General features: G+C 65.8%; 14 protein-coding genes. 3 read left to right on the forward strand and 11 right to left on the reverse strand.

Annotation, left to right across the window (positions count from 1 at the left end; all coding sequences use genetic code 11):
* Nucleotides 1-19: 19 nt before the first annotated feature.
* From folE to VFZ97_07835, 8 genes are all read right to left on the reverse strand, one after another.
* Nucleotides 20-649 (reverse strand): GTP cyclohydrolase I FolE, encoded by a 630-nt coding sequence (gene folE, locus VFZ97_07800; protein HEX6393330.1) that lies wholly within the window; start codon nt 647-649, stop codon nt 20-22.
* Nucleotides 646-2,775 carry an ATP-dependent zinc metalloprotease FtsH gene (ftsH, locus tag VFZ97_07805; GenBank protein HEX6393331.1) on the reverse strand — a complete coding sequence of 710 codons (2,130 nt, stop codon included), beginning with the start codon at nt 2,773-2,775 and terminating at the stop codon, nt 646-648. Before ftsH ends, folE begins: the two co-directional genes overlap by 4 nt.
* 50 nt (nt 2,776-2,825) lie before the next feature.
* Nucleotides 2,826-3,383 (reverse strand): hypoxanthine phosphoribosyltransferase, encoded by a 558-nt coding sequence (gene hpt / locus VFZ97_07810; protein HEX6393332.1) that lies wholly within the window; start codon nt 3,381-3,383, stop codon nt 2,826-2,828.
* Between the two features lie 9 nt (nt 3,384-3,392).
* Nucleotides 3,393-4,286 carry a tRNA lysidine(34) synthetase TilS gene (tilS, locus tag VFZ97_07815; protein HEX6393333.1) on the reverse strand — a complete coding sequence of 298 codons (894 nt, stop codon included), beginning with the start codon at nt 4,284-4,286 and terminating at the stop codon, nt 3,393-3,395.
* 38 nt (nt 4,287-4,324) lie between these two features.
* Nucleotides 4,325-5,413 (reverse strand): zinc-dependent metalloprotease, encoded by a 1,089-nt coding sequence (locus VFZ97_07820; GenBank protein ID HEX6393334.1) that lies wholly within the window; start codon nt 5,411-5,413, stop codon nt 4,325-4,327.
* A gap of 101 nt (nt 5,414-5,514) precedes the next feature.
* Nucleotides 5,515-5,703, reverse strand: a complete 189-nt coding sequence (locus VFZ97_07825) for a hypothetical protein (protein ID HEX6393335.1) — start codon at nt 5,701-5,703, stop codon at nt 5,515-5,517.
* A 47-nt stretch (nt 5,704-5,750) separates the two neighbouring features.
* Entirely contained in the window at nt 5,751-6,044 is a 294-nt protein-coding gene (gene rsrA, locus VFZ97_07830; protein HEX6393336.1) for a mycothiol system anti-sigma-R factor, read from the reverse strand.
* 7 nt (nt 6,045-6,051) lie between these two features.
* Nucleotides 6,052-6,633 carry a sigma-70 family RNA polymerase sigma factor gene (locus tag VFZ97_07835; GenBank protein HEX6393337.1) on the reverse strand — a complete coding sequence of 194 codons (582 nt, stop codon included), beginning with the start codon at nt 6,631-6,633 and terminating at the stop codon, nt 6,052-6,054.
* 119 nt (nt 6,634-6,752) lie between these two features.
* Between VFZ97_07835 and VFZ97_07840 the strand changes: the two genes are divergently transcribed.
* A complete protein-coding gene (locus VFZ97_07840; GenBank protein HEX6393338.1) occupies nt 6,753-7,742 on the forward strand; it encodes an NAD(P)H-dependent glycerol-3-phosphate dehydrogenase in 990 nt (329 codons plus the stop codon).
* 11 nt (nt 7,743-7,753) lie between these two features.
* On the opposite strand, the gene bluB is transcribed toward VFZ97_07840, so the two are convergent.
* Complete coding sequence (gene bluB, locus VFZ97_07845; GenBank protein HEX6393339.1) at nt 7,754-9,550, reverse strand: 5,6-dimethylbenzimidazole synthase; 1,797 nt, start codon at nt 9,548-9,550, stop codon at nt 7,754-7,756.
* Between the two features lie 115 nt (nt 9,551-9,665).
* Between bluB and VFZ97_07850 the strand changes: the two genes are divergently transcribed.
* Nucleotides 9,666-10,487: a glycerophosphodiester phosphodiesterase gene (locus tag VFZ97_07850; GenBank protein HEX6393340.1), complete on the forward strand. Its 822-nt coding sequence runs from the start codon at nt 9,666-9,668 to the stop codon at nt 10,485-10,487.
* Between the two features lie 13 nt (nt 10,488-10,500).
* On the opposite strand, the gene VFZ97_07855 is transcribed toward VFZ97_07850, so the two are convergent.
* On the reverse strand, nt 10,501-11,739 hold the full coding sequence (locus VFZ97_07855) for a cytochrome P450 (protein ID HEX6393341.1): 1,239 nt from the start codon (nt 11,737-11,739) through the stop codon (nt 10,501-10,503).
* 353 nt (nt 11,740-12,092) lie between these two features.
* Between VFZ97_07855 and VFZ97_07860 the strand changes: the two genes are divergently transcribed.
* Nucleotides 12,093-13,862: an MFS transporter gene (locus VFZ97_07860; GenBank protein ID HEX6393342.1), complete on the forward strand. Its 1,770-nt coding sequence runs from the start codon at nt 12,093-12,095 to the stop codon at nt 13,860-13,862.
* A gap of 74 nt (nt 13,863-13,936) precedes the next feature.
* Here VFZ97_07860 and VFZ97_07865 read toward each other — a convergent pair whose 3' ends face one another.
* Nucleotides 13,937-15,100 (reverse strand): epoxide hydrolase, encoded by a 1,164-nt coding sequence (locus VFZ97_07865; GenBank protein HEX6393343.1) that lies wholly within the window; start codon nt 15,098-15,100, stop codon nt 13,937-13,939.
* Nucleotides 15,101-15,149: the final 49 nt, after the last annotated feature.

The raw sequence follows: 15,149 nt of genomic DNA on the forward strand, positions 1-15,149 counted from the left end.
GTCAGCGTACAGGCGGGGATCAGCGCCCCCCGTGCCCGCCGTGAATGAAGCTCATCGCTTCACTCCTCGCCGCCACGCTTTTGCGCATAAGGCCGCGCACGGCTGACGTAACGGTCAGAGCTCCCGGCTTTTTCACGCCGCGCATGGACATGCACAGGTGCTCGGCCTCGACGACAACCAGAACCCCGCGGGGTGCCAGCACCTGCTCCAGGCAATCCGCGACCTGGCTGGTGAGGCGCTCCTGCACCTGAGGCCGCTTCGAGAAACCGTCGACCAGACGGGCGAGCTTCGACAGCCCGGTTATCCGCCCGTCCTCGTTCGGTATGTAAGCGACGTGTGCACTGCCGAACCACGGGACCAGGTGGTGCTCGCACACGCTGTAGATGGGGATGTCCTTGACCATGACCATCTCGTCGTGGTCGGCCTCGAATACGACAGACAGATGGTCGCCGGGATCTTCTCGCAGGCCGGAGAAGATCTCCTCGTACATGCGGGCGACCCTGTTCGGGGTGGCGACCAGCCCGTCACGGTCGGGGTCCTCGCCGATTGCCAGCAGGATCTCACGAACCGCTCTCTCGAGTCGCGGGATGTCCACAGTGGACTTGGCGACGGCAAGGTCGCGATCGTCGATGCGGCGCAGCTCGCTCATTGCTGAGTGCCCGGCTTGGGTCGGGGCCGCGGTCTGGCCGTCGACGCGGCGCCCGAGTCGTCGCCACCGGACTTGGCCTGCTGGCGACGCTGAGCCGGAAGGGCGGTGGACTTGTCCGACCGTGCCTGTGATCGTGTCGCTGCTCCGACTGGCGCCCGGCCAGGTGCGGTCAAGGGCCTCCGGCGGCGCCCAGGCGACGCTCCCTCTGCCTCCGGCGCAGGTTCGGCCTTCGCTGGGATCGGGGTGCCGGCCGCTCCCCGGCCACTGCGGCGCTTCCCGCCGGCATCCGCCGCTGCAGGCCGCTTCGCCGCTTCGTGCGGAGGCCAACCAGCCAGCGGTCCGAGGATCGCCTCGAGGTCCATCGAGTCGAGGGTTTCCTTTTCGACAAGCTCCCGAGCCATCCGGTCCAGCGTGGCCCGGTGGTGAGTAAGAACGGCACCCGCCCGGGAGTGCGCCTCTTCGATCAGGCCTCTCACCGCGCGGTCGATCCTGGCGGCGACCTCTTCGGAGTAGTTCGCCTGGTGGCCGAACTCGCGCCCGAGGAAGACCTCTCCTTCACGCTGCCCGAGCTGCTGCGGCCCGAGCTCGTCGCTCATGCCGTACTCGGTGACCATCGCGCGGGCGATCCGGGTCACCTTCTCGATGTCGTTCTCGGCGCCCGTGGTCGGCTCGTCGAACACCAGCTCCTCGGCGGTCCGGCCGCCGAGCGCCATCGCCATCATGTCGCGCAGCTGGCTCCGCGAATGGTTGTACCGGTCCTCGGGCAGGGTGAAGGTCAGCCCGAGGGATCGGCTCCTGGCGACGATCGACACCTTGTGGATCGGGTCCGCGTGGGTGAGGACGTGCCCGACGATGGCGTGCCCGGCCTCGTGGTAGGCGGTGACCAGCTTGTCGTGGTCGCTCATCACCACCGTCTTGCGCTCAGGACCTGCGAGCACCCGGTCGATGGCTTCCTCGCACTCGCGCATCCCGATCTGGCGGAGGTTCCGCCGGGCGGCGAGGATCGCTGCCTCGTTCAGAAGGTTGGAGAGATCGGCACCGGTGAAGCCTGGGGTCCGCTTGGCGAGGACGTCCAGCTCCGCCGACTTCGAAAGCGGCTTCCCTCTGGCGTGAACGCTCAGAATCTGACGCCGGCCCGCCAGATCGGGCCGGTCGACGACGATCTGGCGGTCGAAACGACCCGGCCGCAGCAGCGCCGGATCGAGAATGTCCGGGCGGTTCGTCGCCGCGATCAGGATCACCCCGCCGCGAACGTCAAAGCCATCCATTTCGACGAGGAGCTGGTTGAGGGTCTGCTCGCGTTCGTCGTGGCCGCCCCCGAGTCCCGCTCCGCGGTGACGGCCGACCGCGTCGATCTCGTCCATGAACACGATCGCCGGCGCGTTCGCCTTCGCCTGCTCGAAGAGATCCCTGACCCGGCTGGCTCCGACCCCGACGAACATCTCCACGAAGTCCGAACCCGAGATCGAAAAGAACGGAACGCCCGCTTCGCCGGCCACCGCCCTCGCCAGCAGGGTCTTGCCCGTACCAGGAGGCCCGAACAACAGAACGCCCTTGGGAATCTTCGCCCCGAGCGCCTGGAAGCGGCCCGGAGCCTCCAGGAATTCCTTGATCTCCTGCAACTCGGCGACCGCCTCGTCCGCTCCCGCCACGTCTGCGAAGGTGACCTTCGGCTGGTCCTTACCGGCGGTCTTCGCCCGGGACTTGCCGAACTGCATGACCCTCGAGCCGCCGCCTTGCATCGAGTTCACCGCGAACAGGAACAGGCCGACGATCAGGATGATCGGCAGGTAGTTCTCGAGGAAGATCGTTATCCACGGGTTGGACTTCGAATGGGTGACCTTTACCGCGGCGCCGGAGGCGATGATCTTGTCGGTGAGCGGCTGGGTGAGCCGTTCCGGGTACTGCACGACGTAGGCGGTCCCGTCGCGCATCTTTCCGGTGATCGTGTCGGATCCGTCGTGGATGACTGCGGTGGCCACCGTCTTGTTCGCGACCGCGTTGTCGTAGTCGCTCAGGCTCACGGTGGTCTGGCTTGGCCCGGAGCGCAGCGCGTCGAACAGCAGCAACGCGATAATCACCGCGATCAGCGCCCAAACGATCGGGCTGCGCAGGACCTTCTTCATTGTTCAGAAAGGGTAGCTGGAGGTTTGTGCCCAGCGGCGGGCACAGATGCTTAATTCGCCGTAGTTTCGGCAGTCCCTCGGTAAGTGACCACGTATGGGAGGTTGCGGTAGCGCTCCGCCACGTCGAGCCCGTAACCGACCACGAACTCGGGCGGGATGCGGAATCCCTCGTAGGCGAGATCCAGCTCGACCGACTGCAGCCCGTCTTTCACCAGGAGAGCGACCACCTCGAGCGATGCCGGGTGGCGAGCCCAGAGGTTGCGTCTCAGGTAGGAAAGGGTCAGCCCCGAATCGACGATGTCCTCCACTATCAGCACGTGCCTGCCGGTCAGGTCTATGTCCAGGTCCTTCACGATGCGAACCACTCCGCTCGTGTGGGTCGAGCTGCCGTAAGAGGAAACGGCCATGAAGTCGAGCTCCACGGGGAGGCGGATCGCACGGGCCAGGTCGGACAAGAAAAGGCACGCCCCCTTGAGGACGCCGACCAGCAGGGGCGGCCGGTCCTGGTAGTCCGCCGTGATCTGCTCCCCCAATTCGGCAATCCGGGCCTGAAGCTTGTCCTCCGGTACAACAACCTCGCCGAGGACCGGGTCCTCCGTGAAGTCCATAGGGCGACCCTACCGGGGCTTCGCCGGTGAACCGGATTCCACGGTCAAACGCCCAGAGCTCCTCGAAACCCGCCGGGCGCCCGAGAGCTCGCATGCGGTGGCTGCACCGAGGACCACCTCGATCACCCGGGCCACCTCCGCAGAAGACGGGGGGTGAGCTTCGTCGTCCCCACCCTGCTCGGGATCACGTAGCCACTTCCTCAGAGCCCGCCGGACGAGCGGGAGGGGCGCCTCCCGCAGGCCACGGGCATCGGTCGGGTCGAGCCTCGCTGAGAGTTGGTCGAGCAGGGTCGCTTCGTCGCGCAGCAGGTCGGCCTGGCGGGCGAGCACCGGGACGACGTCCCGCCCGGCGATGTCCGACAGCAGCGGGATCAGCTCGTGGCGTACCCGGTTCCGCAAAAAGCGCGGGTCGTCGTTGGTCGGGTCCTTCAGGACTGCCAGCCCTTCCTCCAAACAGAGGGCCTCGGTCTCGCTGCGGCGGAGACCCAGGAGCGGCCGGCTCGGATCGCGCTTGATTCCCGCGAGGCCGTCGAGGCCGGCGCCGCGAAGAAGGTTGAGCAGGACGGTCTCGGCCTGGTCGTCCATGGTGTGGCCCGTCATCACGGCCGGCGGGAGCACCGAATAGCGGGCGGCACGGGCGCGGGCCTCGAGGTCGGGCCCGGGATCCAGCCGGACCGCGAGAGATTCGAAACGGGCTTCGAACCGGGCGGCCGCCTTCGCCACCGTCTCCGCCTCGAGATCCGATCCCTCTCGCAGCCCGTGGTCGACGTGAAAGGCGGTGACGTTGAGTCCTGCGGTCGTCGCGAGTGCCAAAAGGGCGAACGAGTCCGCGCCGCCCGAAACAGCGACGTTTACCGCAGCGCCCGGCAGGGGGAAGTCGCAGCGGTCGAGCAGAGCCTCCATGAGGCGCATCGATCGCGGCCCAGCCGACCTTCTCGTGGTCACCCCAGGGCCAGGGGTGGGGCCGCCGTCGCTCGGTCGATCCACGTCTGCGGATTGCGGATCTCTGGCCAGGAAGGCAGCCATCCCGGACCTTCCCAGACCTTGGACAACAGGCTCTTCCCACCGGCGCCCTCGACGGCTTCGATGAACCGTTCTCCCTGCTCGTACTGGCGAAGCTTGGCGTCGAGGCCGATGAGGACGCTCAGTGCCTTGGCGAACCCGCGCTGCTGTCGCCTCTGCCGGAGGACCGAGCTGAACCGCTTGGCGCTGGGGATCCGATCGGTGCCGGCCCGATCCATGGTGATGTCGCCGTGGCCTTCGAGCAGGCTCATCATCCCCCCGATCTCCTGGATCGCCTCGTACTGCTCCGGGGAGGCGATGAGGGTGACCAGGCCGCCCTCGTCGAGCGGGTTGTTGCCAGAGCGGACCGCTGCTGCGGTCCGCCTGAGGGCCTCGAGGAGCTGCTTCGGATCGGGATCGATGGCGGAAAGCGTCCGCTCCACGAGCGAGAGGAAGTGGCCTCGCATCCAGGGAACGCCGGTGAACTGTGCGCGGTGGGTGACCTCGTGCAGCGCCAGCCACAGTCTGAACTCTCGCGGAGGGAAGCCGTACTTCCTTTCCAGCGAGACGATGTTCGGGCCCACGTAATAGACCATGTCCTGGTCCTCGGGCCGCTCCTCCTCGATCAGGAGCTGGTCGTACTGGCCGAGAACCCGGGTGGACATCCATCCGAGGACCAGGCCGACCTCTCCTCCGCTCATAACTCGAGAAAGTTGCGTGAACGCGGACCCGACCTTGTGGGTTCGTTCGAGGCGTTCGCCGAGCTTGTCGGTCACCGGCCGGAGGAGCCGCTGGAACGACGCGACGTTCGCCTCGACCCACTCGGGGCGGTCGACGACGCGGGCGCGCGCGGCGCCGGCCAACGACCGCAGACCGGTCTCGGCGGTCACCAGCTCCTCCGCCTGGGCGGTCAGCTCGGCAAAGTCGGCCTCGAGAACCCGCCGCTCGTACCGAGAGAGCTGCGGCTGGCGGCTGGCGACCTTACGGGCGACCTGGGACGCCGTGTCCCACGAGATCACTTCAGCCATGCGACCGCTTTCTCACAACGTCGCGCATGCTACCGGTAACGCTGCGATGTCTCGCGCGGGGCGCGCGCCTGTAGGGGCGCCAAAAAAGGGGCCCGCCGGTGTTAGGCGATCTTTTTGCCGCGGGTCCTGGGTACCGCCATCGGCTCGTGGAGGTAGCAGTACTTCCCGTTGTTGTACATCGACAGCTTGGTGCTACAACCGGGCTCGCGACAGGTTCGGCCCTTCCCGAACGACTTCGACGGCCGCTCACTGCCACTCAAGGTGTGCCCTGCAAGGGTGCGCTCGCTCATTTCAATCCCCTTAAACACTCAGCGGCCGACGGTGATTCCGTGCCTCTCTATACGAAGTCCGGGCGGGACTTGGATGCCTTCTCGATGCTCTCGGCGATCCGCTGGCGCAGGCTGTCGGGCACTTGATCCCGGCAACTTCGTGCAATGACAACCTTCAGCTCCGCCTCGAAATCGAACGCTCTCAGGCAGGGCGCGCAGTGATCCAGGTGCTCCTGTATGGCCTGCCGTCGGTCGGCGGTGAGCTCCCCGTCTAGGTAGTGATACAGGGTGTGCAGCGCGTCAGCGCAATCCCCACCACCCATGAGGTCGTCGACGCTCGGTTCCCGTGCCTTACCTTCCATCCGACTCTCAACTCGTGCTCTCCGCGGTCTGATCGACCAGGCCGCGCTCCTTACCAAAATCGAGCAACGTCTTTTGAAGCGCCTTTCTTCCACGATGAAGTCGGCTCATCACGGTTCCGATCGGAACGTCGAGGATGTCGGCGATCTCCTTGTACGAGAAACCTTCGACGTCGGCCAGTAAAACGGCCATTCGGAACTGCTCCGGTAGCGCTTCGACCGCGTCCTTCACGTCCCCCTCGGTGAAGTGCTCCAGCACCTGCTCCTCGGCGCTTCGCCCGGCGTTAGCCGCCTCGAGCCCGCCCAGCCGGCGGTACAGGTAGAGGTCCTCGACCTCGTCGAGATCGGTCTGCTCGGGACGCCGGCGGCGGGCACGGTAGGAGTTGATGTAGGTGTTGGTGAGGATTCGGTACAACCAGGCCTTCAGGTTGGTCCCCTCCTTGAAGGTGCCGAACGCCCGGTAGGCCTTCAAATAGGTCTCCTGGACCAGGTCCTCTGCGTCCGCGGGGTTGCGCGTCATACGAAGGGCGGCGCTGTAGAGCGACCCCATGTACTGCATGGCTTGTTCGGCGAACTGGGCCTGATCGGCCATGCGGCAACCCTACCCGGCCGGTGTGACGGCGCCCGGCGATATAGCCGGGCGCGACGGGATAAGTCGGTCGGGCGGGATCCGAGCGACGACCGTTCTTTTTTTCCGTATGTTCTTGGGCTGTGAACGTGACTGTTCTGGGGGCGGGATCGTGGGGAACGACGGTCGCGAGCCTTACAACGGCTCTCAACTCCACGGTCCTCTGGGCGCGCAATCCCGAGGTGGCCGGCGAAGTGAACCAGGAGCACACCAATGCCACCTACCTGCCCGGGGTAACGCTACCAAGGCGGCTGCGTGCCACTGCGGACCTCGAAGAGGCCGCCCGGTTCGCCGACGTCCTGATCGTCGGGGTCCCCTCGAAGGGCTTCCGGGCCACGGTCGAGGAGTCTCGGAAGTGGGTGCGGCCGTGGATACCGGTGGTCAGCCTCACCAAGGGCTTCGAGGTCGGGAGCCTGCTGAGGATGACCCAGATCATCGAGGAGCAGCTCCCCGGCCATCCCGCCGCGGCGTTGAGCGGGCCGAACCTGGCCCGCGAGATCATGGCCGGCCAAGCGGCGGCGAGCGTGGTCGCGACCGACGACCTGGGCGTGGCGGCCGGGCTGCAAGGCCTGCTCCGACACAAGCTGTTCCGGGTCTACCGCAACCACGACGTGATCGGTGCCGAGGTCGGCGGGGCGTTGAAGAACGTGATCGCCATCGCCTCCGGCATCGGCGAAGGACTCGGGGTAGGCGACAACACCAGGGCGGCGGTGATGACCCGGGGCCTCGCCGAGTTGATGAGGCTGGGCGTGGCGATGGGCGCGGAGTCCCAGACCCTCGCCGGGCTCGCCGGGATGGGGGACTTGGTGGCGACGTGCATGAGTCCGTTTTCGAGGAACCGGACGGTGGGCGAGCTGCTCGGCCGGGGCAAGCCACTCGACCAGATCCTCGCCGAGATGCACATGGTCGCCGAGGGGGTCGGAACCGCCAAGACCGCGCTGTCCCTCGCCGAGATGTACGGCGTGGAGCTGCCGATATGCGAGGAGATCCACAAGGTGGTGCTGGGCCAGCAGCGCCCGGTGGACGCCTACCGGGGTTTGAGAGCGGCGGGGCACGAGGCCGACCCCGGATAGCTCCTGCCGTGTCAAACGGTTCGCGCGGTCTCCGTTCGAATCCGAAGAGCAGACTTGAGCAGCCCCGCGGCGAGCGATGCGCCGGCGCCCTCCCCGGCCCGCAGCCGCAGGTCGAGCAGCGGCTCCTGGCCGAGCGCCTCGAGTACCAGGCGGTGGCCGTTCTCCCGGCTCCGCTGCCCCGCCACGAGATGCGCCGCGATCGCAGGCTCCTCCCGCACGGCGACGAGGGCTGCGACGGAGGTCGCCAAGCCGTCGAGGATGACGACGCCACCCGCTTCGGCGACGCCTCGAGTGACGCCGGCGAGGAACACGATCTCGGGTCCGCCCAGAGCGGCGACAATTCCTAAACGGTTCGCCGACGAGCTGGCCGAAGAATTAGTGAGCCCGAGGCTTGTTGCCCGCTCCAGGGCCGCGGCGACGACTTCTCGTTTTCTGTCCACCATCGCCGAGTCCGCCCCCGCCCCCAACCCGACGACCGCACCGGGGTCGGCACCAAGCAAGGCGGCCGCCACCGCGGCCGCAACGGTTGTGTTGCCGATGCCAACCTCGCCGAGGGCGACCAGCCACGAGGCGCCGGCCGAGCTGCCGGCGGGGTCCCGAACGAGCGAGCGACCCAAACCGGCTCCGGCGTCGAGGAGAGTCCGGGCGTCATCGAGCGTCAGGGCGTCGCCGTGGACGAGATCGGACCTATGGCCGGCGGGGCGGCGGCACAACGCCCCGGCGACCGGATCTCCTTCCACCCCGGCGTCTACGACCACGACGTCCAGGCCGGCCGATAAGGCCGCGACCGCCCCGACTGAACTCCGCGCAACCGTGGCCTCGGCCACCGATCGCGTGACGGTGAAATCGTACGCAGAGACGTCGTGTCTCCGCACGAGGTGGTCGGCGGCCGCGAGCACCAGCGTTCCGCCGTCGAGGCGAACGTTGGCCGGCCCGCCGAGCACCGCGAGCACCTTGTCCACGGCCCGGTCGAGGACACCGAGAGCTCCGAGGGGGCTCAGGATGGCGTCGCCGGAATCGTGGGCGGCGACCACGGCCGACTGAGAGGGCATCGCCACCCGGGATCCCGAACGAGGAGGGATTCGCCGGCCGTCCCAGCGGTCGCGCATCACCACGGCTTCGAGGGGCGCCTTCTCCGACCAACCTCGGCGTTCCAGCCCCGGGGTCGGGGGTCTTTCGTCCGGCCAGCCGACGCACAGCCATCCCAGAGACTCGACGCCGTCGGGGGCTTCGACCAGTCCGGCCAGGTCCCCTGGCTCGAACAGGGTGACCCAACCGACTCCCAGCCCGGCGGCCCTGGCACACAGCCACAGGTTCTGGATGGCGCACGCGCACGACCACAGGTCAGCGTCCTGAAACGTCGCCCGCCCCAGTACGTCGCCAGCGGGAGTCCGGCGATCGCAACAGACCACGATTCCGACGGGTGCTTCCCGGATTCCCTCCAGGTCGAGGTCGAGGAGGTGCCGGCCGGAGTCCGGATCCATGGAAGCGGCCTGAGAAAGACGTGCTCGATCGGCAAGGACCGCGGCTCGGGAGCGAGTGCTCTCATCGGTCACCACGATGAACCGCCACGGCTGCGAGTGCCCGACCGATGGCGCCTGGTGAGCGGCGGAAAGGAGCTCGGTGACAATTCCTTCCGGGACGGGGTCCGGACGAAAGCGACGAATGTCGCGCCGCGCGGCCAGAATCCGCGCCAGCGTGCCCTGCTCCTCTTCCGAGAATGCCCATGCCGACGGGTCAGCCGATCTTTCGGCAGCGCTGGACGCGTCGCCGATGTTCGGTGCAGCGCGCGACCAGGTCTGGGGCATCGGAACTGGAGCGTACGCGCGGCCGCGAAACAAGCCCAAAGAAACCAACCCCAAAGAAACCAACCCCAAAGAAACCAACACAGAAAGAAGCGGTGTCCCCGGTAGCGTCCGCAATGTGGCTGGCGCCCGATTTCCTTTCCTCGACGGCTCGCGACCGATCGCGTTCGCCCACCGTGGCGGCGCGCTCGAGAACGTGGAGAACACCTGGACTTCGTTCAAGCACGCCCTCGATCTCGGCTACGGCTATATGGAGACCGACGTCCATGCGACAAGCGACGAGGTCGTGGTCGCGGTGCACGACCCGGACCTCTCCCGGGTCGGCGACCGTCAAGGGCTGGTGAGAGATCTCACCTGGCACGATTTGTCGGGTATCGAGCTGACCGGCGGCGAACACGTTCCACGCCTGGACGACCTGCTCGGTGCTTGGCCGGACGTGCGGTGGAACGTGGACGCTAAACACGACTCGGTGGTACGTCCGCTGGCGGACACCCTGATGCGGTGCGATGCGGTGGATCGGGTGTGCGTGACGTCGTTTTCGGACGTGCGTCTCGAGCGGCTGAAGCGGATGATCGGCCCGAGGCTCTGCACCGCGATGGGTCCGGCAGCCGTGGGAACCCTGCGGCTGACCAGCCTCTCACCGTTCGCACCGGGCGCGCTTTCGCGTGCGGCCCTGCTGCCGTTCCGGAGGTTCGGTGCGGTCCAGGTCCCGACCCGCTACCGCAACGTCGAGATCATCGAACGACGATTCGTGAACACCGCGCACCACGCCGGTCTGCAGGTCCACGTATGGACCATCGACGACGAGCCCGAGATGGCACGGCTCCTCGATCTCGGAGTCGACGGGATCATGACCGACCGCCCAACCCTCCTGAAGAGTGTTCTCGAGAAGCGAGGCGAGTGGCGCGGGCGCGGCGACGATGGGATCCGCCAGGTTTAACTCGGCTCTACGGTCAGCCCGTGACCCGAGGTCCAGGGGAAAACGTCACCGGCAGGTGCTTGATGCCGTTGATGAAGTTCGATCGCAGCCGCTCGGCGGGTCCCGCGGGCTGGAGGTCGGGAATCCGGTCGAGCAGGTGCTCGAACATCACCCGGATCTCCAACCGGGCCAGGTTGGCGCCCAGACAGAAGTGCGGGCCGCCGCCGCCGAAAGCCATGTGCGGGTTGGGATCTCTGCCGATATCCAGGCGGTCGGGATCGTCGAACACGGTCTCGTCCCTGTTGGCCGACGCGTGGAAGAACACCACCTTTTCACCATCGTGAATCCGCTGGCCACCGAGGTCGAAGTCCGCGGCGGCTTGCCTGCGGAAATTCATGACCGGTGACACGTAGCGGAGCAGCTCCTCGATCGCCGTGCCCAGAAGGCTCCGGTCGCTCACCAGCCGCTGCCATTGGTCCGGATGGTCGAAGAAAGCATGCATCCCGCCCGCCATCAGGTTCCGCGTGGTCTCGTTTCCCGCAACGGAAAGAAGGAGGAAGAACAGCTCGAGATCGAGGTCGGACAGGCTCTCTCCCTCGACCTCAACCTGCGTGAGCACGCTCATCAGGTCGCCGTGCGGATCGAGCCTTTTCTTCGCGAATAGCTCCGCCGCGTACGCGTACAACTCCATCGCGGCGTGCGTCGCCTGGTCGGCGTTGATCTGGTACTCGGGGTCCTCGTTCCCGACCATCTGGTTCGACCAGTCGAACACCCGATGCCGATCGTCGCGAGGCACTCCGAGCAGTTCTGCGATAACAATCAGTGGAAGCTCCGCGACCAGGTCGGTGACGAAGTCGGCGCTGCCCTTCTCGATGACGGCATCGATGATCTCGTCGGCGGTCTCGTGGATGTGCTGCTCGAGCTGGGAGACCATGCGCGGCGTGAAGCCCTTGTTCACGAGTCTTCGGTACCTCGTGTGAAGAGGAGGGTCCATGTTCAACATCATCAGCTGCTGCTGAGCGAGCTCCTCCTCCGGCAACTCCCAAATGAACGTCGCCTTATGAGAAGAAGAAAAATGTTCGTAATCCCTGTTGACCGCGACGCAATCGTTGTAGCGGGTTACCGCCCAGAAACCAGGCCCGTCGATCTCGTCGTGCCACACGACCCCTTGCTTGCGCAGTTCGGCGAACCAGTCGTAGGGAACGCCGCGTACATAGATCGATGAGTCGGTCAGGTCGATCGCTGGGCCCGATCGCCCGGGTGCTGCAGTCATAAAAACCGAAACTAAGAGGCGTTACCAAGCCGGTCAACGGCCACGGCCCACTCTACGGAACGCCCGCAAAACCGGCTTATCGACCGTGGCGAACGGCGGCTTCCATCAGGAGCATTGCCGGTAATGCGCCGGCCTCCTCACCGGTGAGCGCCCTGTCCGAAATGTCCACCCGACAGAACGGAAATTGGCGAAGCCGGCAAAACTTTTCGCCTCCATCCCGACAGACCGGGACAATCTGATTGTGACATGACCCGAGTGACGTTGATCACATCTGTAACGTGTAGTAAGCGTTACCCACGCCATAGGTAACCGACCCCGGGGGGGAACGTATGAGTGTTACTGCAGCAGGCTCGGTGGATCGACCATCCGGTCTTTCCTGGTTGTGGAAGCGGCAACTGGACTCCTATCCCGACACCGCTCAGCGCATCACCTACCTCGGCATCACGGTGTTGTCGACCGTGATGCTCTATTACGAGTTGTACGTAGGCGGGTCGGTGTCCACGCTGTTCCTGGCGAAGTTCCATATGAGCTTCAGCTTCCTCGTGTACACGCTTGCGATCGGCAACTTGATCGGAGCGTTCGGCTCGCTGTTCGCCGGTCTCACCGACCGGTTAGGGAGGACCAACCTGGTCGTCGGCGGTCTGATAATCACCGCAGTATTCGTTGGGTTCATCATCCCGGCAGCCCCGAACAAGTGGGCCTTCACGATCGAGGGATGGGCGGTCGCAGTGGTTGAGGGAATCTGCCTGGTCGCCACACCTGCGCTGATCCGCGATTTCTCACCCCAGGTGGGCCGAGCTACAGCGATGGGCTTCTGGACCAGCGGCCCGGTGCTCGGCAGCCTGATCGTGGCCGTGGTCGCGACGAACACTATCGGGGCCAACCCATCCCCGAGCTTCTGGACCCACGAGTACCACATCTGCGGGATCGCTGGCCTGGTCGTTGCGGCGATCGCACTCGTCGGGCTCCGTGAGCTGTCCCCCGGGCTTCGCGACCAACTCATGGTCACCATGCATGACCGGGCGCTGATCGAGGCACGTGCGAAGGGGCTTGACATCGAGTCGGCTCTCCGGAACCCGTGGCGCCAGCTGCTCAAGCCGGACGTCGTCGTCTCGGCTCTGGGGATCTCGATCTTCCTGCTGATCTACTACACGGCGGTCGGGTTCGGACTGATCTACTTCGTCACCGTGTTCGGTTTCAGCGTCAAGGACGGGAACGGCCTCGGCAACTGGAACTGGGGTTTCAACGTGGTAGCGGTGATCCTCTTCGGGATCATCTCCGACCGATTGCGAGTCAGAAAGCCGTTCATGATCGGGGGCGGAATTGCCGCCGCGGTGATGATGATCATCTACCTCGAGCAGGCCGGACACCATCCCAGCTACTACAGCCTGGCGATCATCGTCGCCGCGCTGTCGTTCTGCCTCGGAGTCGCCTATGTCCCTTGGATGGCGAGCTTCACCGAGACCGTTGAGGCCCGCAATCCCGCATTGACCGCCACGGGGCTCGCGATCTGGGGATGGATCATCCGCGTGATCGTCTTCGTCTCGTACATGATCCTGCCATCGGTGATCAACACCGTGACCCCGCTGGTCCAGTACGGCAACGGGGTTCAGGCAGCGGCAACCAAGTACGCGCCCGAGGTCGCTTTCGCGACAGCCCATCCCGACATTGTCGCCACCGCCACCCGGATCGCACCCGAGCTGCAAGCGGTTTCAGCACACGCTGCTCTATTCACCCAGCTCGCAGCTAACCCGACTCCTGCGCTGATTGCGGAAGCACAGGCTGCCGTGGGCCCGACGATGTTTGGCAACATCGTCGCTCACGCCGCGGACATCCAGAAGGTGATCCCGTTCTCCTCGCAGCTGACCCAACTCGCTTCCGTTGCGAACAATGCGGACTTCAAGTTCCTGCAAAAGCACGGTACCCAGGTGGTGAACGCCGCCAAGCACAACGCCGGCAAGTGGAAGGACTGGTACTGGATCTGCTTCGGAGGGATGATCTTCTTCCTCTTCACCGTTCCGCTCGTGCGAGGCAGATGGAGCCCCAAGCGGGCGAGAGCGGACGAGGACGCGCACGAGGCGATGGTCCAGGCCGAGCTGGCCAAGATTCACGCCACCGCCTGACGGAAACTTCTTCGGGAGGGCGAGAGGCCGGGACCTTTTGGTCCCGGCCTCTGCGCGTCAACCGGTACGTCGCGTCAGCGGATGTTCCTGAAGCAAGCACGGACTTCGTCGACGAACAGCGCTGGTTGCTCGAACGCCGCGAAGTGCCCACCGACTTTCGGTTCGTTCCAATAGCGGATGTCCTGGTACTGGCGCGAGGCACACCGCCGGGAACATCGGAAGATCTCCTTCGGGAACACCGACGCGCCCATCGGGACCAGCACCGGGTCGAGAGGGGGATTGCTGAAGGACTCCCAGTACATCCGCCCGGACGAGGCGCCGGAGGCGGGGAGCCAGTAGAGCATGATGTTGTCGAGAATCCGGTCGGCACCAAGGGCTCCTACCGGGTCGCCGCCGGTGTCGCTCCACGACCAGAACTTCTCGAGGATCCAGGCGCACTGCCCGGCCGGCGAATCCACCAGCGCGTAGCCGAGCGTCTGCGGACGGGTGGCCTGCTGCTTGGAGTAGCCCGAATCATGTGCCATGTATTCGTTGACGCTCGCCAGAGCGGCCTGCTCCATCTCGGTCGGATCCCCGTCGTCGGGCCCAGGGAAACCGATGATCATGTTGAGATGGATGCCCGCCACGTGTTCGGGATCTTGTATGCCGATGCTCGTCGTGACCATCGCGCCCCAGTCACCGCCTTGGGCGACGTAGCGGTCGTATCCCAGACGGGCCATCAGCGACGCCCAGGCCCGCGCGGTGCGTTGCACTCCCCATCCCGTCTCGCGTGGCTTGTCGCTGAATGCATAACCAGGCAGAGACGGGATCACGACATGGAACGCGTCCGCGGCGTCGCCACCGTAGGCAGGAGGATCGGTCAAAGGACCGACCGCTTCCAAGAACTCGACGAACGACCCCGGCCAGCCGTGGGTCAACACCATCGGCACAGCCTCCGGGTGCTGCGACCGGACGTGAAGGAAATGAATGCCCAGACCATCTATCACGGTGCGGAACTGAGGGAAATCGTTCAGGCGCTTCTGCCGCACCTGCCAGTCGTAACCATCGGCCCAGTAACCGCACAGGCCCTTGAGGTATCCGAGCGGCACGCCCTGAGACCAGTCGGGGACCGGAGCCTCGTCGGCCCATCGCGTCCTTCTCAAGCGTTCCTGCAGATCGACCAGATCTGCTTCGGCCACGTCGATCGTGAACGGGATGATCTGCTCGGACAAGGCGATGCCCTCCCTCTTTTTCGTCAACGTTTCTCAGGGTTCCACGGATGAGGCGCGGCGAAACCGTAGCCTGAGT

This window comes from Acidimicrobiales bacterium (genome assembly GCA_036378675.1).
GTDB lineage: Bacteria > Actinomycetota > Acidimicrobiia > Acidimicrobiales > Palsa-688 > DASUWA01.

Excerpts from the sequence above, each read along its gene's own strand:
- folE (HEX6393330.1), bottom strand. The coding sequence starts at position 649 with ATGAGCGAGCTGCGCCGCATCGACGATCGCGACCTTGCCGTCGCCAAG.
- ftsH (HEX6393331.1), bottom strand. The coding sequence starts at position 2,775 with ATGAAGAAGGTCCTGCGCAGCCCGATCGTTTGGGCGCTGATCGCGGTG.
- hpt (HEX6393332.1), bottom strand. The coding sequence starts at position 3,383 with ATGGACTTCACGGAGGACCCGGTCCTCGGCGAGGTTGTTGTACCGGAG.
- tilS (HEX6393333.1), bottom strand. The coding sequence starts at position 4,286 with ATGGAGGCTCTGCTCGACCGCTGCGACTTCCCCCTGCCGGGCGCTGCG.
- VFZ97_07820 (HEX6393334.1), bottom strand. The coding sequence starts at position 5,413 with ATGGCTGAAGTGATCTCGTGGGACACGGCGTCCCAGGTCGCCCGTAAG.
- VFZ97_07825 (HEX6393335.1), bottom strand. The coding sequence starts at position 5,703 with ATGAGCGAGCGCACCCTTGCAGGGCACACCTTGAGTGGCAGTGAGCGG.
- rsrA (HEX6393336.1), bottom strand. The coding sequence starts at position 6,044 with ATGGAAGGTAAGGCACGGGAACCGAGCGTCGACGACCTCATGGGTGGT.
- VFZ97_07835 (HEX6393337.1), bottom strand. The coding sequence starts at position 6,633 with ATGGCCGATCAGGCCCAGTTCGCCGAACAAGCCATGCAGTACATGGGG.
- bluB (HEX6393339.1), bottom strand. The coding sequence starts at position 9,550 with ATGCCCCAGACCTGGTCGCGCGCTGCACCGAACATCGGCGACGCGTCC.
- VFZ97_07855 (HEX6393341.1), bottom strand. The coding sequence starts at position 11,739 with ATGACTGCAGCACCCGGGCGATCGGGCCCAGCGATCGACCTGACCGAC.